This is a genomic window from Hwanghaeella grinnelliae (assembly GCF_004005845.1).
GTDB classification, from domain to species: domain Bacteria; phylum Pseudomonadota; class Alphaproteobacteria; order UBA8366; family Aestuariispiraceae; genus Hwanghaeella; species Hwanghaeella grinnelliae.
The window spans coordinates 1,481,416-1,502,444 of record NZ_SADE01000001.1 but is presented as its reverse complement, the minus strand read 5'-3'; the positions used below and the strand labels follow the sequence as shown (position 1 = coordinate 1,502,444).

Genomic DNA, 21,029 nt, shown 5'->3' with positions numbered 1-21,029 from the left:
ATGGAGGAGGTGACCGGCGGAACCGTCGTCCTAAAGGGCGGCGGAAATCCGTTCCAAAGCATTGGCCAGCTTGTCCCGAGCGGCCTTTTCCTCGGCCAGACGGTCACGGTTTTCCTGTACGACTTCGTCCGGCGCCTTAGCGAGGAAACCCTGGTTCGACAGCTTCTTGTCGATCTTGGTGATTTCCCCATCCGCCTTGGCAATTGCCTTTTCCAAGCGCGCCTTTTCCGCATCCAGGTCGATCACACCGGCCAGGGGCAGCGCCACAACCGCTTCGTCGACGACCACCTGCAAAGCGCCTTTCGGGGCTTCGCCGATCGAGATGCCGTCGATCCGCGCCATTCTGCCCAGAAGGTCCATATAGGCCTTGGCCCGGCTCAGCACGGCGTCGCCGCCTTCGACAAGGATTGCGTCCATCTTGGCCGCCGGCGGAACATTCGCCTCGGACCGGGCCGAACGGATTTCGGAGATCAGCTTGATCACCCAGTTCATGTCGGCATCCGCCGCCGCATCGATCAGCCCATCGTCGTAAACCGGCCAGTCGCTGACGATCAGCGGCTTACTACGGTTTTCGCCCTTCAAGTGATCGTAGAGTTCTTCGGTGATGAACGGTGTCATCGGATGCATCAGCTTCAGAATCTGCTCCAGCACCCAGGCCGCCGTGGCGCGGGTTTCCACCTGTGCGGCGGCGTCGTCACCGGTCAGCAATGGCTTGGCGAATTCCAGGTACCAGTCGCAGAACACGTTCCAGACGAACTGATAGGCGGAACTGGCGGCATCGTTGAAGCGATAGCTTTCGATGCCCGCGCGCACCGCGCGTTCGGCCTTCACCGTCTCGCCCACGATCCACTTGTTCACGGTCTGCCCGACGGCCGCCGGGTCGAACCCGTCGACCGGCAGGCATTCGTTCATTTCGCAGAACCGCGCGGCGTTCCACAATTTGGTCATGAAGTTGCGGTAACCCTCAACACGGCTGGTCGCCAGCTTCACGTCACGGCCCTGCGCCGCTTGGGCGGTCAAGGTGAAACGCAGGCTGTCCGCGCCGTATTGGTCGATCAGGTCCAGCGGGTCGATCACGTTGCCCTTGGACTTGGACATTTTCGCGCCCTTCTCATCCCGGACAAGCGCGTGGACATAGACCGTGTGGAACGGTTCTTCCTTCATGAAATGCAGGCCCATCATCATCATCCGGGCGACCCAGAAGAAAATGATGTCGAAGCCGGTCACCAGGACGGAAGTCGGATAATACCTGGCCACTTCCGGCGTCTCATCCGGCCAACCGAGCGTGGAAAACGGCCAAAGCGCGGAGGAGAACCAAGTATCGAGCACATCGGGGTCGCGTTCCAAGCCGCGGCCTTCCTCCAGCATCTCGACGGACTGGACGTCGCCCTTATCCTTGTAATGGGCGAGTGCCTCGGCATAGGCGAGTTCTTCCGTTTCCTCGACGAAGACTTCCCCGTCCGGCCCGTACCAGGCCGGTATCTGATGGCCCCACCACAGCTGGCGCGAAATGCACCAGGGCTGAATATTCCGCATCCATTCGTAATAGGTCTTGGTCCAGTTTTCCGGCACGAATTTGGTGCGGCCCTGTTCCACGGATTCGATGGCGGGCTTCGCCAGCGTCTTGGCATCGGCGAACCACTGGTCGGTCAGATAGGGTTCGATCGGCACCCCGCCCCGGTCGCCATAGGGCACCATATGCGTATGGTCGTCGATCTTCTCCAACAGGCCCAATGCCTCGATATCCTCGACGATTGCCTTGCGCGCTTCGAAGCGGTCCATGCCACGATATTTTTCGGGCGCGTTTTCGTTGATATGGGCGGTCGTCGTGAAGATGTTGATCATCTCCAGGTTATGCCGCACGCCGACCTCGAAATCGTTGAAGTCGTGGGCCGGGGTCATCTTCACCGCGCCCGACCCTTGTTCCGGGTCCGCATAAGCATCGGCCACGATGGGAATGCGGCGCCCGACCAGGGGCAGGATGCAATGTTTGCCGATAAGATGCTTGTAGCGTTCGTCATCGGGATGAACCGCGACACCGCTGTCGCCCAGCATGGTTTCCGGCCGGGTCGTGGCGACGGTCAGATACGTGCCGTCCTCACCTTCCACCGGATAGCGGAAATACCACAAATTACTCTGGATCTCCTGCTGTTGCACTTCCAGATCGGAGATCGCGGTTTCAAGGGCCGGGTCCCAGTTCACCAAACGCTTGTCGCGATAGATGAGGTTTTCTTTGTAAAGCTGTACAAACACTTTCAAAACGGCGCGCGAAAGACCTTCGTCCATGGTGAAGCGCTCGCGGCTCCAATCGCAGGATGCGCCAAGCCGGCGCAGCTGCCCCGTGATCGTCCCGCCGGATTCTTCCTTCCATTTCCAGACCCGTTCCAGGAACGCCTCGCGGCCCATATCGCGCCGGTTGGGCTCACCGTTCTGAGCAAGTTGCCGTTCGACCACCATTTGAGTCGCGATGCCCGCATGGTCCGTGCCCGGCTGCCACAGCACGTCCAGGCCACGCATGCGCTGATAGCGGATCATGATGTCCTGCAGCGTGTTGTTCAGCGCGTGGCCCATATGCAGGCTGCCGGTAACGTTCGGCGGCGGAATGACGATGGTGAAGGTCTCGTCACTGGAATTCCGTTCAGCGTTCTGGCCGCATTTGAAAAAGCCGCCCTCTTCCCATTCGCGATAGCGGCGGTCTTCCACCGTTTCCGGCGTATAGGTTTTTTCCAGCATCAGTTCCTCCACAGCCGCCGGCCAGTTCTGCGAGCCGGCAGCGGCAATCCTTTCAACGGTATACGAACCTCCGCGCCGCTACGGCGGGGGGCCGTGGCGCGATGGCGACAACTTCATGAGTGTTCCGCCTGAAAAAGGCAAGTACGGGGCTGGTGAACCGGGAAAGGAAGCGAAACCGGCCCGGTAGAAGGGGCCGGTAAATTAAGCCGTCGAAAAAGGCCTAGTCGAACATGTCTCCGTCGTCGCCGCGCCGCCGCGCGCCGCCCGCCATCTTTTCGATCTCGGCGCGGACGAGGCGTTCCACCATATCCGGCAGGTTTTCGTCAAGCCAGGAGCGCAACATGGGCCGCAAAAGCCCCTTCACGACGTCTTCCAAGGTCTCGCCGGCCTGTCCCATCCGAATGGACTGTTCCAGGGCCAGGAAGGCCGCGGACCCGGCCGCTGCCGTCGGGTCGGATACGATACGGTCGCTCGCGGCCATCTGTTGGGGCGGCGGCTCAGGCGCCGGTACAGGTGGCGGCGGTGGCGGTGGCATGGGGGCCGGCTCGGGTTCAGGCTCCGGCTCGGGCTCAAACTCGGGTTCCGGCTCCGCAAATTCGATTTCCGGAATGTCCTCGACTTCTTCGTCAAGCTCGAGGGGCTCTTCCTCGAGCTCGTCCTCAAGTTCGAGCGGCTCGTCTTCAACCTCTTCGGAGAGATCCAGAAGTTCTTCTTCGGCCTCGGCTTCTAATTCCGGTTCGGGCTCCGGTTCGGGCTCGGGCTCGGGCTCGGGTTCCGGCTCGGGCAGGTCCTCTTCATCAAGCTCAAACGCGTCCTCGTCCGCGTCTTCACCGGCGGCGTCCTGACCCTCTTCCTCACCGTCTTCCGAAATAATCTTCCGGATCGACGCAAGGATTTCCTCCATTGAGGGTTCTTGTTGCGCGTCGCTCATGCCTCGACCTTAGCCCCTTTAATGTCCCGCCCGGCGGGACTTGGACAGCGCCCGACCGAGAATGAAGTCATCCTGCAAGTCGTTTGCCGCCAATGCAATCCTAGGTCCGGCTTTTCCACCGGACGGCCGCGCGCAGCCTGTTCCGGTAATCGACCGTAACCCCCGTTTTGGGTTCACCATTGGTTTCCCCAGCGCAACGAATACCTCTAATCCCGACTACCGTTGCTTTACGCCGATCCGCGCAAAGGTCACCTAAACCGCGATAAGATATCGCGATTCGGCGACGGACAAGGGAAATCGGGTACGTTCGGCGGCGCCCCACAATCGGGTGCCGCTAACGGGCGGAACCGCCCCGAAGAGGCCTTGAAACCGGTTAGTCGCCTTCGCGCTCGACGATACCCGGAAAGATCTCGTTCCAGGTTCCCAGATCGTAAACGCTGTTGCGGACGGCGTTGTAGTAGAACTCCACATCATAGCCGCGCACCGGCAATTGCAGTTCAACGGCATTCATCCCGCCGACTGCGGCGATCAGATCATAGCGCGCGACAATTTCATCCCGCTGCGCCTGCACAAGGCTGACCCGCGCATCGAGCAGTTCCTGTTCCGCATCCAAAACGTCCAGCACGGTGCGGGACCCGACAGCGGCTTCCTGCTCAACCCCTTCAAGCGCGATCGAGGTCGCCCTGACTTCGTCCTCGCGGGCGCGGATCTGCGCCAGGGCTGACTTATACGTTTCCCACGCCGCGGTGGCGTCTTCGGTCGCCAGACGCTGGGCTTCGTCGATCAGGCGCTGGGCACGGGCTTCATCCTGACGGGCTTCGCGGATTTCACTGGTGGCGATCCCTTGCTGATAGATCGGCACAGTAACCGTGGCCGTAACCCGGAACCCATCCGTATCGGTACCTTTGCGGGCGACGTCACGATTCGCCTGGGCCGACCCGACAAGATCGACCGTCGGCAACAGGTCCGCGGCTTCGACCCGGACGAAATGTTTTGCCGATTCCAAGTCGAAGATAGCGGCGATGACACGCGGGTTGCGTTCCTGCGCCAGCGAAATCGCTTCATCCCGTCCACTCGGGATCGCCGGGAAATTGCTTGGTGAGGTCAGATTGCCCGGCAATTCGCCGACGACCTGCTGATAGGCGGCGCGGCTGACTTCCAGGTTCCCCTTCGCGGCGATCCGGTCCGCCTGGGCACCGGAGACACGCGATTCGGCCTGGGCGACATCCGTGCGGGTGACTTCGCCAACCTCGAAACGGTCACCGGTCGCTTCCAACTGACGCTTCAAGCGTTCTTCGTTCTGCTGATTCAGGTCCAGCACGGCACGGTCGCGCACGACATCCATGAAGGCAGAGACGGTTTGCAGCAAAATGGTCTGTTCGGTATCGAGCAACCGGGCGCGCGCCGCTTTCACAAGCGCTTCGGACTGGGCCACGCGGGCGGTCGTGCCGCCGCCTTCGTACAGGTTCTGCGTTACCTGCGCGGTGCCGCTGTAAAAGCTGCGGCTATCGCGGATGTTCCCGGGATCCGTTGTCGTGCTGTCATAACCAAGCGAACCGACCAATTCCACGGTCGGGCGCCACCGGCCCAGGCTTTGCGGCACGCCTTCATCCGTCGACCGCACCTGTGCCCGCTCGGCTTGCAGCGTTGGATTGTTTTCATACGCCGCGGTCAGGGCCTGATCCAACGTTTGGGCATGAGCACCGCCCGCCAGCAGGAGCGATCCGCCCAATAGGTAGGCCCCCAACAGAAACCGGCGTGGCCGAATAACGGCCTTTTTCAGATTGCTGAACGGAAGACTTCCGAAAGCACCATACGCTGAACTCATTCTCTGCTCCGTACCCAAGAAGCCCGATCCGGGCCCTTCAAAAAAACGCGGTGAGGCTTCCGCCCAATCGAACCGCCCAAAAATATGTTCGTGGTGACCCTAATCCCGACAAGGAGTCGGGTCTACCCTAACGATAGGAAAGTAAGTTCTATTGCAACGCACACAAGGCCACGGAAGGCGATAAATCCGCCCTTTCCGCATCAGCGCGCCTAAAACGTGAAAGCAGGCTTCGGCTCGAACCCTTTCAGAAACGGCACGCTGGCATTTGCCAAGATTCGTTCCGAAATGACCCCGCCGACATTCTCGGCTACCTGAATCGTGCCAACCTTGTCCTCGGCGGGACGCACGACCGTTGCCAGACGTCCGCCGTTTTTCAACTGCGCGGTAAGCGCCGTGGGGATTTCCGCGACCGCACCATTGACCAGAATCGCGTCAAAAGGTCCTTGGTCGGCCTTGCCCTCGGTCAACGGCCCTTCAACCACGACCACATTGTCGAAGGCGAATTGGGTCAGTTGTTCGGAGGCCCGCGCAGCCAGATCGTGCTCGCTTTCAAGCGCGAAGACCGACCTGGCGATCTGCCCGGTCACAGCGGCGGAATACCCGGCTGCCGCACCGACCACCAGGACGTCGTCATCCGGGCCGAGTTTCAGAGCCTGTATAAGGGTGGCGAGGACCATGGGCTCCGTCTCGTAACGGCCGGCCCCCAAGGGAATGTCTTCGTCCAGATAGGCGAATTTCTGTTTATTGAGGGGAAGGAACTGTTCCCGCGGCACTTTCCGTACCGCATCCAGCAATTCATCCTGCGTGATCTTGTTCGTCCGCAGCTGGCTCTCGATCATGTTTTGGCGTGCAAGCGCGTAGTCCATGCCTTCTCACCTTTTTCCGGTATCTCGGACGGCCCGTTCGGCTGCCGTAAAGCTGCCGTTAGGATACGGGCCGATAACGCCGACTGTTATAGAAACCGCCCCCACGAAAGGCAATCCAAACGCATTCGATCGGCAATCGGCCCAATGTCGACGCGGCAACTGTCTCACCCCTATCTGAACATAATATGAATCGGGTGATTTGGGTGATTGAAATGCCCTGCGAAGATCGTTATCAGTAGCGCCCTTCGCGGCAGGTCCTTGGCCTGCCTCGCATGGCGCGATGGCGGAGTGGTTACGCAGAGGACTGCAAATCCTTGCACGCCGGTTCGATTCCGGCTCGCGCCTCCAAATCTCCCAACACTATTTCAGGCGCTATTCCCGGCACGACCCCGGTGACCGATGCCTTTTGGCGCTATCGGTGTCCGAACAGGCAGCCCCCCGCTTCGGATCGATCAATCGGGAACCCGGGCGGAAAGCACATAATGGGCGTACCAAAGCGCCACTTCCTTCTCCGCCCCACTCGTTTCGAAGCCCGCTTGGCGCAGCATCGACAGCGTCTTTTCGACAGGCAGCGGGTTTACCCATTGTCTCGCGAGAATCAGGTCGTGGATCTGATTCATGAAACGCCGAAACGGCCGGCCGGCGTCGATATCCGCGACCAAAAGAGTAGCGCCCGGGTCCATGCCTTTGAAAAGGCCCTCCAGGAATGCCTGTTGCGCCCCCGCGTCCACATGATGAAGCACATCGATCAGGGTCACGACTTCGGCCCCCGCAAGATCCGGCACCATGTTCTTCCCGGTCAGGATGAATTGCGGTGGGTTCCGCCATTCCTTGAGTGACGCCAATACGGCGCTGCGGTCCGCGCAGTCGGATCCCCTGAGTTCCGCGGGAGAGCGTGTTTCAGAGGCGAGATACAGCAAGGCGCCATTGCCGGTACCAATGTCGAAAATTCGGGCATTCCGAGGCAGACGCGCCAAGATGGTCGGCAGAGGGCTCACGAAGGGCCGGCACCAGGTCTTGAACGCATCGACCGCCGTCATCCCATCGATCGGCCCTTCCAAGAGGCGGGCCAGATGCGCGCGCGATGGCCGGTTGGCCAAGCCCAGCCAGCCGGCAAGACGCTCCATCGCGCGGCTGCCCGACAGACGATCCAGCCAACGCCGTTCGAAGGCCGGCCAAAATACGCCCAAGACGGTCAAGGTTGTCAGGAACCAGGCCAGGAATTCGTACCGCCCGTTCGGGTGATAGAACATAAGCACGCATTGTTGCGCCAGGGCGGCGGCACCAAGGGCACGTAACTGCCAGGGAACACCGCGTCGGATAAACACCGCATAGATACAGGCGAGCAATACCGCGAATCTGAATGGGCTGAGCCATTTCGAAACATGCGCCGTGATTTGCGCGACAGCGGCGTTGTTGAATTCCCCCTGGAAGACCGCTGCCAAGGCGTCGATATAGCGTTGCGGCGGCGCCAGCATGTTCGCATCGATATCCGCCGCGGCGGTCAAAAGCACGAAAGCATCACCGTAGAACCAGTTGTGGAACGGAAGCCACAAGACCGCGCCGATGCCAACAGCCCAGGCCAGAACGAGGCGAAGATGCCCGCCCTTCAGCATCGCCAGCCCCAATACAAGGCAAAAGACGGCGACGCCCGGCGCCAGATTGGGCCGCATGAAAACCGCAAACGCGAAGGCAAGGCCTGAAAGCAACCAGGGCCAGTACGGTTGCCGGTGAACAGCCTTCAGTCGATCATAACGCGCCACAGCCAGCACGATGGCCGCGAAAAACGCCGTGTACCCGAGCGGTTCGGCATGCCCCAGCGCCGCTTCCTCTATATACTTAGAGAACGAGAACCCCAAATACTTCCCGACGGTCGTCGCCGTAAACGCAATCGTCGCCGCAACGGCGGCATAAAGGGGAAGGAAAAGCCTGCAAATCCAGAAGACGACAAAGGGCAAGGCCAGAAGGGCCAGCAGCATTCCGAAATCCGTCTCACCAAAGAACAGGTTTTCCATGGCCCTGAAGTACCGCAAGCCCGGCATGAAGTAATAAACCGCTTCAACGCCCTTCAACGCCTCGATCAAAGCCCCTTCCTGCGCCAACCGCAGAATTGTCTGCCCGTAGGATTCATGGGTGAGTCCGTCGCCGCCCCCAAAATGCAGAATTGTCGCCGTCAGAAAGTCCGGCGCCACAACACAGACAACGAGCGTGGAAAGACCGAGAAGCCCAAGTGCGGGGAAAACACGCCGCAAATCGGGGCGGACGAGAATAACCAGGATGATCAAGGCACAGAGAAACGCCAAAACCGCCTTAACAACCTGCTTAACCGTGCCAAGGACATTCGGTACCAGCGTGATTTCCAATCCAATCGACCTGCCGGTATCGAGCGCCGCAATCCGCCGCCCAACATCGTCCGCTGTAATCGTTCGGCAGGTCCCGGCTTCACTGGAAACATCAGTGAATGAATCGATTTCCGTTTCCCAGTAAAGCCGACCGCGCCAACACAATTCCCAGCCCTCGACATCTTCCGGCCATTGAAAGACGACGAAGTACGGCATCGCTTCGCGGCGGATATACCGATGGTCCTTGTACCAGTTGAACAGCGTCGTATCGGTAAAGCCGGCCCGCAATGCCAGGACGGAGTCGAAATCAATCGCCGACACGATGCGCGAGTAAGGCGCTTCCGGCGCATCCCAAACACTTGCGTTGGACCAGGCATATGGCTCTGTGGGGGAGGTCCGCGCATCCCGACAAACCGGTTCTGACGTGTCGCAATCGGCGATGGCCGGATAGTCGGCGCGCATGATGGCATCGAACCGATCCACAAGGGCCTGCGGCAAAACCTTTTCCACCGCCGCGGGCCGTTGCCAAACCGAAAGAACATTATGCCCCTCTAGTATTTGCGGCCCGGGCAAAAAAAGCCGTCCGAAAATGGCAAGGGCGACAAGTCCCATGGCGACCAACCATCGCTTGCCGTCGGCTTGTACGCGGCCGCCGAAAATCAAAACGGCGGCGACCGCGATTGCGCCGACCTGCCACAACGACTCCCATGGCGGCTGTAACGCGGCTGCAACGAGCGTGAGCGCCGCTAGACGCTGGAGCACAGTCCCCGTGTCCCACCCCGTGTCCGACCCCGTATCCAACCCCGCGTCCATCCCTTTATTTAACCCCTTGTCCAACCCCCGGGCTTCCGCCCCCGTCATCTTATCAAGGTTTGCGGATCCGGGATCGGTCATGCGGTCAGCGCTTTGTAGAAAATACCCGCCGTGATGATGGAACTTGCAACGACGAACCAATCCCCGGTGAGCAGTTTGGTGGTGCTGACATCCGTCTGGGCTCTATCGGCGAGCGTGATGAATCGCACCATTGCCAGGAAAATGGGGATCACGGCGAAGGCCAATATTTCGGTCCGATATCGATGGCCGGCGGTATCGCTTGATAGAAAAATCAGGAACACGGCCACTGTGCACATCAAGAAAAACAGTTGGAACCACCGTAACAGGGCGGACGAATAAAAGCTCATGACCGCCCGCGTCGCGTGGCTTTCCTCACCCAACCTCAATCGTTCCATGCGCCGTTTCGTCACCACGACCAACAACGCCGCGGACGAAACGCAGGCCAGGGCCCAGGCGGACGGCAGCACGGTCAACGCAACGGCCCCAGCGCCGAGGCGCAGCGGAAACCCAGCGGAAACGGCCGCCAATTCAAGCACGGGAACCGTTTTCAGCAGCAATGAGTAACTGAGTGACGTTGCCGTGTATGCGAGAACGAAAAAAATCACCGCCCGATCCGTGGTCAGGCTGGACACCCCGACGCCAAGGACAATCAGAACGACCGCGACAATAGAGGCGTTCGTCGCCGGTATCGCCCGTGATGCCAGCGGACGGTAGCGTTTGACCGGATGAAATCGATCCGCTTCAGCATCCACCAGGTCATTCACGATATACCCGGCAGAAGACACCAGGCAGAACGCGAGAAACGCAGCGAAAATTGACGCGGAGGCGGCAGCCCAGTTTGAAATAGGCGTCATGAACACCGGCGCGATGACCACCAGATTCTTGGACCAGTCGAGCGGTCGCAGCAGAACCAGCCACTCCTTGGCGCTCCCCGTCGCGCGTGAAAAGTAATCAAACATGGATGGTTTAAGCGTTTTCTTCAGTGTCCGGTCGTCGTCTCAAGCGTCCCTTGCCAGTACTTTCATGACCATGCACCGTCAAACATAAACGTTATTGTGGAAATCGTTGGCATTGTCCTCAACGCAGGTGCGATTGCTGCGCGCGCCTTCCATATCTGCCTACCTTCCGTACCAGACTGATTGCGGGGTGGCCGCCCCGTCACTCCGGCATGCCGGTAAGGTTTTCCAGGCGCTGCATTTCCGCGGCGAGTGTTTCGTGGAAGGCGAGCGACAGTTGCGAGGGCGGCCGGTGGGCCGGCATCAGGATAGAGATCCCGGTTGTCGTGCGCGGCATGAACTGACGAAACACGACGCCGTTCCCGGAATAAGACGCGACCGTCATGGGATCGATCACCGCCGCGCAGAGCCCGCCCGACACCAGTTCGAGTGTCGGCTGGAAGGTTCTGAGGGTGAAGCGCGGATTGATGATCGCGCCTGCCTCACGAAAAACCTCACGCAGGGCAATCGTAGAGGTATGCTCTTCGAACAATATGGCCAGCGGCTTGCCACTCAGATCCTTGGGCGTAACGACGGAAAGGGCCGCCAACGGGTCGTCCGCGGCCAGCGCGACGACGCCGCTCATCCGATATGTTTCGATTTGGATCGACGGCCGGGGTTTGGGGGTTTCAGCCAAACCGATATCGTATTCCTGAGACGCCACCAAATCTTCCACCATCAGCGAGGACCGCATCATCAGATCCGCCTTCACTTCGGGTCGATCGCGCAGGAAGGATACCAGCAACTTCGGCAGGAAAACCCCGGATCCCGCCGGATAGCACGCGATGCGTAATCCGCCGCGTTGATGACTGGACAATTCCATCATGGCCTGTTGCGCCCGTTCGAGACGCCCCAGGACCTCTTCCGCCTCTTCCAGGAAATACTGCGCCTCGGGGCGGGGAATCAGCCGGCCCCGGTCGCGGACGAAAAGCGGAAAACCCAATTCCGTCTCAATCACCGAAATCATGCTGGAGATCGCCGGCTGCGTCCGTCCCAGCGCCCGGCCCGCTTCTGAAATGGAGCCTGTGCGCATCACCTCGCGAAAGGTTTGCAACTGTCGGATCGTGAGGTTCGGCAGCATAGTCATAAGTTCAATCTATGGATTCAGCGAAATTTCCAATTTGAACTTGTGCATGGCTTCAGACTTATTTCAACAGCTCGTTTGGGGGAAGCATCCATGAACCGCTTTGTATCGATTTTGCTGACGGGACTGATCTGCGTCGTTGCCGCCGGGCAATTCGTCCAGGTCATCACCCGCTATGTTCTGGAACTGCCGGTGATGGGCTTGGAAGAGACGATGATCTATCCGACCGTCTGGCTCTATATACTCGGTTCGGCGAACGCGTCCCGCGAGAATTCGCATATCCGTGCGAACGTCCTTGAGATCTTCATCAAGACGGAAAAAGGCCATACCCTCCTTGCTATTGTGGGTGAGGTGATCAGCCTCGCTGTCGGGATCTGGCTGCTGACATGGGCGTGGGATTTCACGCGCTATGCGTGGCGTGTCTGGCGTGAAAGCCCGACGCTCTACTTCCCGACTTTCTATTTCGACGTGGCCCTGGTGATCGGCCTGGCATTGATGATGGTCTTCACCGCAGGCCACCTCGTCGCTCACATTCGTACCCTGCGCACCGGAGTCGCCCGATGATCGAAGTTGCAATGCTCGCCATTGGCGTCCTGGTCGTGGCGCTGACCCTGGGCGTGCCCCTGCCCTATTGTTTCGGCGCTGCGCTGGCCGTGATGTATTTCATCGGCGACGTGACCATGAAGGGCATGATGCTTTGGGGCGTCCAGCAATTGTCCAATCCAATTCTGCTGGCGATTCCGCTCTTCGTGTTGGCCGGAACGATCATGTCGGAAAGCGGCATAGCCGCGTCATTGCTACGCTTCGTGAATGCCTTCATCGGCCATGTGCGCGGCGGCCTCGGTGTCGTTGCGGCGGTTAGCTGCGCGATCATCGGCGCAATCTCCGGCTCCGGCCTGACCGGCATCGCGGCAATCGGCCCGCTGCTGATCCCCGAAATGGTGGAGCGCGGCTATCCCCGCGAATACGCCACCGCCCTGATCGCGAACTCATCCATCCTTGGGCTGCTTATACCGCCCTCGGTCACCATGATTCTCTACGGTTGGGTCACCGATACTTCAATCGCCGCCTGTTTCCTGGCGACGCTCGGTCCGGGTCTGTTGATCATGCTTTCCTTCTCCGTGGTCAATCTATGGATGAGCCGCAAGTTCCCGCTGATCCTTGACGAGAAACCCAGTCCCCGGGAACTGGCCGGCGAAGTGAGCCGGCGTGGTCTGGTCGCGATCCCCGCCCTGCTGCTGCCGGTCATCATTCTGGGCGGCATCTACGGCGGCATCGTGACGCCGACCGAAGCGGCGGCCATCGCCGTGATCTATTCCATCCCGGTAGGCTTCCTGGTCTACAAGGGTCTGAAACTGCCGAATTTCCTGGCCGCTGGTAAAGAAGCGGCAACTGCGGTCGGCACGATCATGGTAATGATCCTGTTTTCGATGATCCTGAGCCAGATGTTCGTTTATGAGAGCATCCCGCAGAAAATGGTCTCGGCCATATTCTCGGTCACGGAAAACAAGATTCTGCTGCTGATCTTCATCAACATCCTGCTGTTCCTGGTGGGCATGGTGGTCAACGACGCTACCGCGATTATTTTGATCGCCCCGCTGCTGCTGCCGTTGATGACCGCGATCGACATCAGCCCGGTGCAATTCGCCGCCATCATGGGCGTCAACACGGCGATGGGGGGTGTCACACCGCCCTATGCCTCCATCCTTTACCTGGGCGCGCGGGTCGGCAACGTGAAGGTCACGAAAGTGATCCCGCCCGCGATGTTCCTGATCCTGACAGGCTATGTGCCGGTCGTCTTTCTGACGTCCTTCTGGCCTGACCTGTCCTTATTCCTGCCCAGGCTTTTCGGGTACTGATTTTCCAACCTTTTCGTAACGAGAACACAACCAATCAACAGGAGAAGTCTATGAAAACTAAACTGCTCGCAACGGCGCTTGCCGCCCTGGTTCTGGCTGGACCCGCGTCCGCCGCCGAAACCTTCAAGATGAGTCACGTCCGTCCGCAGGGCGCGACCATCGACGTAGAACTCCGTGCCTATGCCGCCGCCGTCGACGCCGCCACCAACGGCAATGTGAAGATCGAAATCTTCCCCGCCTCGGCACTCGGTGATTACACGACCGTGCAGGAACGCGTCAGCGTCGGCGCCGTCGATATGGCGACCCAACCGGCCGCCGCCGCCGTCGACCGCCGCATGCAGATCGCATCCTTCCCCTATCTGGCCGGTAATTGGGAAGAAGCGAAATCGATCTACGGACCAGGCGGCGCGGTTCGCGAAACCATGGTCGAGTTGTTCGCCAAACAGGACATCACCGTCCTGGCCGCATACCCGGTCTATTTCGGCGGCATTTCGCTGAACGTCGACAACCCACAGGCCGGCAGCACCGAACCGAATGGCATCAAGGTCCGCGTTCCCGGCATCAAGAGCTTTCAGCTGACCGGCGAGGCCCTGGGCTACATCCCCGCGCCGATCCCCTTCGCGGAAGCCTTCACCGCCGTTCAGACCGGTGTGGTCGACGGTGTCATCGGGTCGGGCGCGGAAGGCTATTACGCCTCGTTCCGTGACGTCACCAAGACCTATATCCCGGCCAACACCCATTTCGAGGTTTGGTTCATGATCGCGTCCAACGAAAGCTTGTCGAACCTTTCCGACGACGACCGGGCGGCCATGATGGAAAAGGCCGTCGAGTTCGAAACCACCCGGTGGGGCGTCGCGGAAGCCGACCAGGCACGCAACGAACAAAAGCTGGTCGATGAATTGGGCACCAAGGTCATCGCGCTGACCGACGCGGAAATCGCCGGCATGGCGAAGAAGGCCCGTGCCGAGGTTTGGCCGGTCGTCCTGGAAGACATCGGCAAGGAATGGGGCCAGGCGATCCTCGACAAGGTTGGCGCGGGCAACTGATCCAACCCCGTTAACTCGATGCGGAAACCGGGCGGCCCAAATCGCCGCCCGGTTCCCCGACCGGAAATCAGTCGGAGAATTTTCATGGAATCGGACTACGCCATCATCGGCGGCGGGGTGGTTGGCCTGTCCATCGCCTGGGGCCTGCTGAAACGCGGCCGGAGCGTCACGGTGCTTGACGGCGATGATGGATCCTTTCGGGCAAGCCGCGGCAATTTCGGTCTCGTCTGGGTCCAGTCCAAGGGCATGAATCAGCCGCGCTACGCCCGTTGGTCGCAAGAATCCGCCGCGGCCTGGGCCGACCACGCCGCCGAACTGGGCGATGCGACCGGACATGACATGGGCCTTCGCCAGGACGGCGGATTGACCCTGTTCTTTTCCGAAGACGAAATGGAAAAAACCGTTTCGGATTACGAAACGCTGAAGGCCAAGCTGGACGGCAACTATCCTTACGAAATTTTGGGCGGCAACGCGCTCCGCCGAGAGGAGCCGCATATCGGCCCCTCCGTTATCGGCGCGATCCTGCACCACCAGGACGGCCACACCAATCCGCTGCGCCTGCTGCAATCCTTGGCGCAGGATGTGCGCCGGTTGGGCGGCACGGTTTTAACCGGCAAACAGATCACGGGGGTCGAAAAGACCGACCTATTCCGCCTGACCTGCGCCGACGGCACCGAAATTCGCGCGGCCAAGACGGTTCTTTCCGCCGGTTTGGGCGCCATCGACCTGGGTCCGAAAATGGGCTTCAAGGCGCCGATCAGGCCGCAGCGCGGCCAGGTCCTGATTACCGAGAAAATGCCGAAGATTATCAACCGCCCCTCCCTGATCGCGCGTCAGGTCGACGAGGGCGGCATTCAGATCGGCGCGACGAACGAGGAAGTCGATTTCAACGACGACGTCACCCAAGACGGGATCGCCCATTTGGCGGCCGACGCGGTGAATGCCTATCCCATTTTGGGCAAGGTGAACCTGATCCGGTCCTGGGGCGCCTTGCGCATCCTGTCCCCGGATGGCTTGCCGATCTATCAGGAAAGCGCCGCCATGCCGGGCGCTTTCCTGGTTACCTGCCACAGCGGCGTGACGCTGTCCGCCGCCCATGCCCGCTTCCTGCCCGACTGGTTGGAAGGCAATGCGAACGCCCCGGATTTGGAGGTCTTCAGTGAAGCCCGCTTTTCGTAACCTAACGGCCCCCGCGTCGTCCCCTGGGCAGATGGTCGCCGTCACCTTCGACGGCCAGGAACTGACACTGGTGGAAGGGGAAAACCTGGCCGCCGCATTGCTGGCCGCCGGGGTCGATACGTTTCGCGAAACGCCGGTTTCCGGCGCACCGCGCGCACCGTTCTGCATGATGGGCGCCTGCTTCGACTGTCTGGTGGAAATCGACGGGACCGTCCGGCAAGCCTGCCTCGCCACCGTCACCGACGGCATGAACATCCGTAAACCGAACGGAACTTCCGATGTATGATCTGATCGTCATTGGCGCCGGCCCTGCCGGCATGGCCGCGGCCCGGCGGGCGGCGGATCTCGGTCTGACAGTGCTGATTCTGGATGAACAGTCCCGGTCAGGCGGCCAGATTTATCGCGATGTGGAACGCGCCGCCCTGCTGCGCGGCGAGATTCTGGGCAAAGACTATACTGACGGGATCGACCTGGCGCGCGGCCTGGACCATCCGGGTATAACGCATGCCGCCTCCGCCTCGGTCTGGCAGATCGAGGACGGATACCGGGTTTACTACACCCAGAATGGCGCGGGCAAAACGGCCGCCGCGAAACGCCTGCTGATCGCGACCGGCGCGCTGGAACGCCCGATGCCGATACCGGGATGGACCCTGCCCGGCGTCATGACGGCGGGTGCGGCGCAGATTCTGTTGAAACAGTCCGGCATGGTCGCCGAACGGGCGGTTCTGGCCGGGGCCGGCCCGCTGCTTTATCTCGTCGCGGCACAGATGGTTAAGGCCGGTGCCCCGCCCCTCGCCCTGGTCGAAACGCAAACGGGCGGCGACTTCCGGCGCGCCTTGAAATATCTGCCGGGTGCTTTGCGCGGCTGGCCCTATCTGATGAAGGGCAAGGACATGCTGGCGGCGCTGCGGCGCGCGGGCGTGCCGCGCCATACCGGCGCCACGGGACTGCGGGTAGAGGGCGGCGACCGGGCCGAAGCCCTGGTCTTCAATGCGGGCGGACGGCAGCACAAGATCGAAGCCCGCACCGTTCTTCTGCATCACGGGGTGGTTCCCCATATTCAGGCTGCCCGTTCGATCGGCATTCCACACCGTTGGAATGCGCAGCAGCAATGCTTCGCGCCGGAGCATGACGAAACCGGACGCACCGCGATCGATACCGTCTTCATCGCCGGGGACGGCGCCGGGATCGGCGGTGCGAAGGCCGCCGCCATCGCGGGGCGCATCTCAGCCCTTTCCATCGCGCAGGACCTGGAGCGAATCACGGCAGCGGATTGCCGCCGTGAGAGCCGCCCGCTTCAAGCCAGCTTGAACCGCGAACTGGCGGTCCGCCCCTTCCTGGACACGGCCTATCCGCCTTACAAGGAAGCCCTTTCACCGGACGACGCGACCATCGTCTGCCGGTGCGAGGAAGTGACGGCAGGCGATATCCGGCGCTATGCCGGCATGGGATGCCTCGGCCCCAATCAGGCCAAGGCCTTCGGAAGGTCCGGCATGGGACCGTGCCAGGGGCGGTATTGCGGCTTGACCGTGACCGCGCTACTCGCTGCCGCGAACGGAAAGACGCCCGACGAAACGGGGTACTATCGAATTCGGCCGCCGATCAAACCCGTCACCTTGGGTGAACTCGCGGCCACGGCTCAACGAAAAGGAAAATAGCCATGATCGAACGCATCGACACCGCAACCCGGATGTCCAAAATCGTCAAGCATAACGGTACCGTTTATCTGTGCGGCCAAGTCGGCGCTGGGGATACGGTCGCGGATCAGACCCGCGATTGCTTGGGCCGGATCGAAGCATTGTTGGCCAAGGCCGGTTCGTCCCCCAAGCACATCCTTCAAGCTATCGTCTGGGTCGCCGACATGGCCGATTTCGACGAGATGAATGCGGTTTGGGACGCCTGGGTTCCGGAAGGCGAAGCCCCGGCGCGCGCCTGCGGCGAGGCAAAGCTTGCCCGGCCCGACTTGAAAGTGGAGATCATCATCACCGCGGCTGTGGCCGAGTGATGACCGGAAACGGGAGCTGAATGGTGCGAAAATTTTTCCGCTTTTGGGGCGGTCTGGATGCTTGGCAAGGGCGATCCGGATTGCTATAAGCCCGCACCTGCGCGGGGGAAACCCCGCATGGCTCTGATCCGGAGTAGCTCAGCGGTAGAGCAATCGGCTGTTAACCGATCGGTCCGGGGTTCGAATCCCTGCTCCGGAGCCATTTTGAAACGGGCCGGTCCTTAATTGGACCGGCCCGTTTTCAGTTCCCGTCGCGGGTTAAGACTCAGGCCTCCTCCATCAGGTTTCCTCCATCAGGACCTGCGCCACCGCCATCAACGACCGCACCGCGCCGCTTTCGTCCACGAACGGCAGCAAGCAGCGTTCGTAGGCATTCCAAGGCATCCGCGGGTTGATGTATTGGCGGCGCCAATAATGCGGCTCACGCGATTCGGCGACGTTTAGAAATACGTCCACCACGCTGCCTTCATCGTTCCGAACCGTCGGGATTTCGTCGAACCTGCGCCCGGACATGTTTTGGCCCGCTATCGAGATATGCAATTCGCCGTTCAATCGCACCCGGCAATACAGTCGCTCATCCTCGGATTCGAGGTCGACAAGCATGATGTTCGGCAGCCAAGGAAAAAACGCCACTGGGTCTATGCAGGTTTGATTGGGCAAGCCGCCGCCACTATGGTTGCGGCGCCAAAAATCGTACATCTGCGTCAGGCAGGGAGACACAAGGCAGTCCTCGAGTTCTTCTCCCGCAGCTTCAAAAAGAACAGGACCGAACGACGGCTTGAGCGACAACGCGTCATTTGCCATCGAGATTTCCTACTCTAATCCCTTCATTTGTCCGGGGCATAATTACGCCTCTTCAACGAATGTGCACTGAATGATCACCATCTATACATTAACATTTGCTTAAGTATTTTACACCCGCGTCCCGCGCACGTTCCCTAGAGGCTTTCGACCATGCCGGCCGGATGGTAGGAAGCGTGCTGAAACGAAAAAACACGATGCCTCAGGGAGTTTCTTAATGAAGACCTATAAACTTGCCGCCATTCCGGGCGATGGAATCGGGACCGAGGTTGTCGCCGCGGGCGTCGCGGTGCTCGACGCCTTGGCCGCGCGTGACGGCGGGTTCCAATTCGCGACCGATCATTACGATTGGGGCGGCGACTATTACCTGAAACACGGCCGAATGATGCCGGAAGACGGCCGCGACCAAATCAAGAATCACGATGCCATTCTGTTCGGCTCGGCGGGCCATCCCGACATTCCAGATCACATCACCCTTTGGGGTCTGCGCTTGGCGATCTGTCAGCCCTTCGACCAATACGCCAATGTCCGCCCCACACGCGTCCTGCCCGGCATCACCTCGCCCCTGCGGAGTGTCGAAGACAAGGAGTTGGACTGGGTCATCGTGCGCGAGAATTCCGAAGGGGAATATGCCGGCGTCGGCGGGCGCGTTCACCAAGGGTCGCCGCTGGAAGCCGCCACCGACGTCACCATGTTCACCCGCGCCGGCGTCGAACGCATAATGCGGTATGCCTTCAAACTGGCACAGTCCCGCCCCCGCAAGCTGTTGACGGTGGTCACGAAATCGAACGCCCAGCGCCACGGCATGGTGATGTGGGACGAAGTCGCGGTCGAAATCGCGAAGGAATTTCCGCACGTCACCTGGGACAAGATGCTGGTGGACGCAATGACCATGCGCATGGTGATCAAACCGGAATCGATCGACACCGTCGTCGCGACCAACCTGCACGCAGATATCCTGTCGGACCTGGCTGCGGCATTGGCGGGCTCACTGGGGATCGCGCCGACCGCGAACCTGAATCCCGAGCGGGAATTCCCCTCTATGTTCGAACCGATCCACGGTTCCGCCTTCGACATCATGGGCAAGGGCATCGCCAATCCGGTCGGCACTTTCTGGTCCGCCGTCATGCTGCTGGAACATCTGGGCGAGGCCAATGCCGCCGGGCGATTGATGACGGCCATCGAACGCGTTACCGCCGACCCACGCTATCACACACCGGACCTTGGCGGCGAAGCCCGAACGGATGAGGTAACCGAAGCGGTGATCGACGCCATCCGCGGGTCGAACGACTGATCCCGAAAACCGGACAAAAAAAAAGGCCGCTGGACCAAGTCCGGCGGCCTTTAAGTTTTGGGTAGGGAAAAGGTACGGAACAGAAAACTCAAAGCTTGCAGGTGTTCATCCCAACAAGGCGGTAAAGCGGGCAGAACCGGAAAATCGAGGTGGCGATAAAGACCACACCGACGGCAACCGCGCCGTATTTGAAGCCGGCAGTTTGCCAAATGGCCAGTTCGGTAACGAATGGCACGACGATAAGAACCAATCCCAGCACCAAGCGCAGGATACGGTCGATCTTGCCGACATTCTGAATCATTGGAGGAACTCCCACCGTTTGTTCGATGGGGTGTTTATGCGCCGCTCCGATGACCACGTCCGTGACTATGTCACGTAGGTCTCGATTATTTTCGGAAACCGCCCTTATTTCGTTCCGTAGGCCCGCAGAAATACCCGCACGGCACTGGCCACGGTGCGACTGATATCCGCCGCATCCGGCGCTTCCATAACGCCGAAAAGAATCTTTTTCGCCAGATTGCCCTGACAGAGATTCAAGAAATGAGTGGCCGCCAATTCGGGTTCCTGGTTCAAGTCCAGGCGTCCGTCCGCTTCCTGACGCTGCAAATAGCCTGCTAGGCGTGCCATGCCGTTCGCGGGTCCGGCCTCAAAAAAGGCACGCCCGACCTTGGGAAACTTCTCCGCCGCGCCGATCACCATGCGCAGCAACTGAATATGCTGGGGGTCCACCATCATGTGGACGAAGCGTTCGCCGATTCCCTGCAAGGAGTCGGAAAGATCGGCCCCATCGGCCAAATCGTTGCAGATACGTTCCGCCGCCTCGGCCTTATCTGCGATCACCAGGTCGTGGAACAAAGCCTCCTTATTCTGGAAATAGACATACAGCGTTCCTTTGGATACGCCCGCAACCTGCGCGATCCGGCCCATGCTGGCCCCGTCGAACCCTTCGGACCGGAAAACAGCCCGCGCGCCTTCCAATATGGCGCGCCGTTTGGTCGATTCCTCTCCCGTGCCGGCCTGCGCCGTCTTAACGCCGTCGTCTAAAATCTGTGTCGTCATAACATTTTCCCGCCCGTTCGGGCTTTGTCCAAATCACGAACCGGCTGGTTCTTCAATGTCGCGCCCAGCCAAGCCATTCAAACCGGTCGACAAGTATCTGTTGCCCAATGGCGGGCGACCTAAACCACATCCTGCCGAAACCGCACGCGCCTTCCAATTAAACAACATGCCGG

At 60.3% G+C, this 21,029-nt stretch carries 18 protein-coding genes and 2 tRNA genes; 10 read left to right on the top strand and 10 right to left on the bottom strand.

What is annotated here, in order from left to right:
* Positions 1–30: 30 nt before the first annotated feature.
* The 4 genes from EOI86_RS06905 to EOI86_RS06890 form a co-directional block, all read right to left on the bottom strand.
* Complete coding sequence (locus EOI86_RS06905; protein WP_127764355.1) at positions 31–2,733, bottom strand: valine--tRNA ligase; 2,703 nt, start codon at positions 2,731–2,733, stop codon at positions 31–33.
* Positions 2,734–2,953: 220 nt separating this feature from the next.
* Positions 2,954–3,664: a DUF2497 domain-containing protein gene (locus EOI86_RS06900; protein ID WP_240035580.1), complete on the bottom strand. Its 711-nt coding sequence runs from the start codon at positions 3,662–3,664 to the stop codon at positions 2,954–2,956.
* 373 nt (positions 3,665–4,037) lie between these two features.
* Positions 4,038–5,492, bottom strand: a complete 1,455-nt coding sequence (locus tag EOI86_RS06895; RefSeq protein WP_127764354.1) for a TolC family outer membrane protein — start codon at positions 5,490–5,492, stop codon at positions 4,038–4,040.
* 209 nt (positions 5,493–5,701) lie between these two features.
* The gene (locus tag EOI86_RS06890; protein ID WP_127764353.1) at positions 5,702–6,358 is read right to left on the bottom strand and encodes a protein-L-isoaspartate O-methyltransferase family protein; all 657 of its coding nucleotides are present in this window, start codon (positions 6,356–6,358) and stop codon (positions 5,702–5,704) included.
* A gap of 274 nt (positions 6,359–6,632) precedes the next feature.
* Here EOI86_RS06890 and EOI86_RS06885 point away from each other — a divergent pair.
* A tRNA-Cys gene (locus EOI86_RS06885) sits at positions 6,633–6,706 on the top strand.
* Positions 6,707–6,810: 104 nt separating this feature from the next.
* Here EOI86_RS06885 and EOI86_RS06880 read toward each other — a convergent pair.
* The 3 genes from EOI86_RS06880 to EOI86_RS06870 all read right to left on the bottom strand — a co-directional run bounded on the left by EOI86_RS06880 (position 6,811) and on the right by EOI86_RS06870 (position 11,616).
* Complete coding sequence (locus EOI86_RS06880; protein WP_127764352.1) at positions 6,811–9,594, bottom strand: methyltransferase domain-containing protein; 2,784 nt, start codon at positions 9,592–9,594, stop codon at positions 6,811–6,813.
* Positions 9,591–10,493, bottom strand: coding sequence for a UbiA family prenyltransferase (locus EOI86_RS06875; RefSeq protein WP_127764351.1), 903 nt, complete (start codon positions 10,491–10,493; stop codon positions 9,591–9,593). The genes EOI86_RS06880 and EOI86_RS06875 overlap by 4 nt, the downstream gene beginning before the upstream one ends.
* A 199-nt stretch (positions 10,494–10,692) precedes the next feature.
* Positions 10,693–11,616 carry a LysR family transcriptional regulator gene (locus EOI86_RS06870; RefSeq protein WP_205032092.1) on the bottom strand — a complete coding sequence of 308 codons (924 nt, stop codon included), beginning with the start codon at positions 11,614–11,616 and terminating at the stop codon, positions 10,693–10,695.
* A 90-nt stretch (positions 11,617–11,706) separates the two neighbouring features.
* Here EOI86_RS06870 and EOI86_RS06865 point away from each other — a divergent pair, with 90 nt between their 5' ends.
* The 8 genes from EOI86_RS06865 (at position 11,707) to EOI86_RS06830 (ending at position 17,904) form a co-directional block, all read left to right on the top strand.
* Positions 11,707–12,177: a TRAP transporter small permease gene (locus EOI86_RS06865; protein ID WP_127764350.1), complete on the top strand. Its 471-nt coding sequence runs from the start codon at positions 11,707–11,709 to the stop codon at positions 12,175–12,177.
* The gene (locus EOI86_RS06860) at positions 12,174–13,472 is read left to right on the top strand and encodes a TRAP transporter large permease (RefSeq protein WP_127764349.1); all 1,299 of its coding nucleotides are present in this window, start codon (positions 12,174–12,176) and stop codon (positions 13,470–13,472) included. Before EOI86_RS06865 ends, EOI86_RS06860 begins: the two co-directional genes overlap by 4 nt.
* 50 nt (positions 13,473–13,522) lie before the next feature.
* Positions 13,523–14,518, top strand: coding sequence for a TRAP transporter substrate-binding protein DctP (dctP, locus tag EOI86_RS06855; protein ID WP_127764348.1), 996 nt, complete (start codon positions 13,523–13,525; stop codon positions 14,516–14,518).
* Between the two features lie 84 nt (positions 14,519–14,602).
* On the top strand, positions 14,603–15,697 hold the full coding sequence (locus EOI86_RS06850; protein WP_127764347.1) for an NAD(P)/FAD-dependent oxidoreductase: 1,095 nt from the start codon (positions 14,603–14,605) through the stop codon (positions 15,695–15,697).
* Positions 15,678–15,983, top strand: coding sequence for a (2Fe-2S)-binding protein (locus EOI86_RS06845; RefSeq protein WP_338033037.1), 306 nt, complete (start codon positions 15,678–15,680; stop codon positions 15,981–15,983). Before EOI86_RS06850 ends, EOI86_RS06845 begins: the two co-directional genes overlap by 20 nt.
* Positions 15,976–17,355, top strand: a complete 1,380-nt coding sequence (locus EOI86_RS06840) for an FAD/NAD(P)-dependent oxidoreductase (RefSeq protein WP_127764346.1) — start codon at positions 15,976–15,978, stop codon at positions 17,353–17,355. The genes EOI86_RS06845 and EOI86_RS06840 overlap by 8 nt, the downstream gene beginning before the upstream one ends.
* A gap of 2 nt (positions 17,356–17,357) precedes the next feature.
* The gene (locus tag EOI86_RS06835) at positions 17,358–17,702 is read left to right on the top strand and encodes a RidA family protein (protein ID WP_127764345.1); all 345 of its coding nucleotides are present in this window, start codon (positions 17,358–17,360) and stop codon (positions 17,700–17,702) included.
* A gap of 127 nt (positions 17,703–17,829) precedes the next feature.
* A tRNA-Asn gene (locus EOI86_RS06830) sits at positions 17,830–17,904 on the top strand.
* A gap of 77 nt (positions 17,905–17,981) precedes the next feature.
* Here EOI86_RS06830 and EOI86_RS06825 read toward each other — a convergent pair.
* Positions 17,982–18,506 carry a PAS domain-containing protein gene (locus EOI86_RS06825; RefSeq protein WP_127764344.1) on the bottom strand — a complete coding sequence of 175 codons (525 nt, stop codon included), beginning with the start codon at positions 18,504–18,506 and terminating at the stop codon, positions 17,982–17,984.
* Between the two features lie 214 nt (positions 18,507–18,720).
* Here EOI86_RS06825 and EOI86_RS06820 point away from each other — a divergent pair, with 214 nt between their 5' ends.
* Complete coding sequence (locus EOI86_RS06820; protein ID WP_127764343.1) at positions 18,721–19,797, top strand: tartrate dehydrogenase; 1,077 nt, start codon at positions 18,721–18,723, stop codon at positions 19,795–19,797.
* A gap of 88 nt (positions 19,798–19,885) precedes the next feature.
* On the opposite strand, the gene EOI86_RS06815 is transcribed toward EOI86_RS06820, so the two are convergent.
* Both EOI86_RS06815 and EOI86_RS06810 read right to left on the bottom strand, forming a co-directional pair.
* Positions 19,886–20,098, bottom strand: coding sequence for a YgaP family membrane protein (locus EOI86_RS06815; protein ID WP_127764342.1), 213 nt, complete (start codon positions 20,096–20,098; stop codon positions 19,886–19,888).
* A 104-nt stretch (positions 20,099–20,202) separates the two neighbouring features.
* Positions 20,203–20,856 (bottom strand): TetR/AcrR family transcriptional regulator, encoded by a 654-nt coding sequence (locus EOI86_RS06810; RefSeq protein ID WP_127764341.1) that lies wholly within the window; start codon positions 20,854–20,856, stop codon positions 20,203–20,205.
* Positions 20,857–21,029 lie beyond the last annotated feature (173 nt).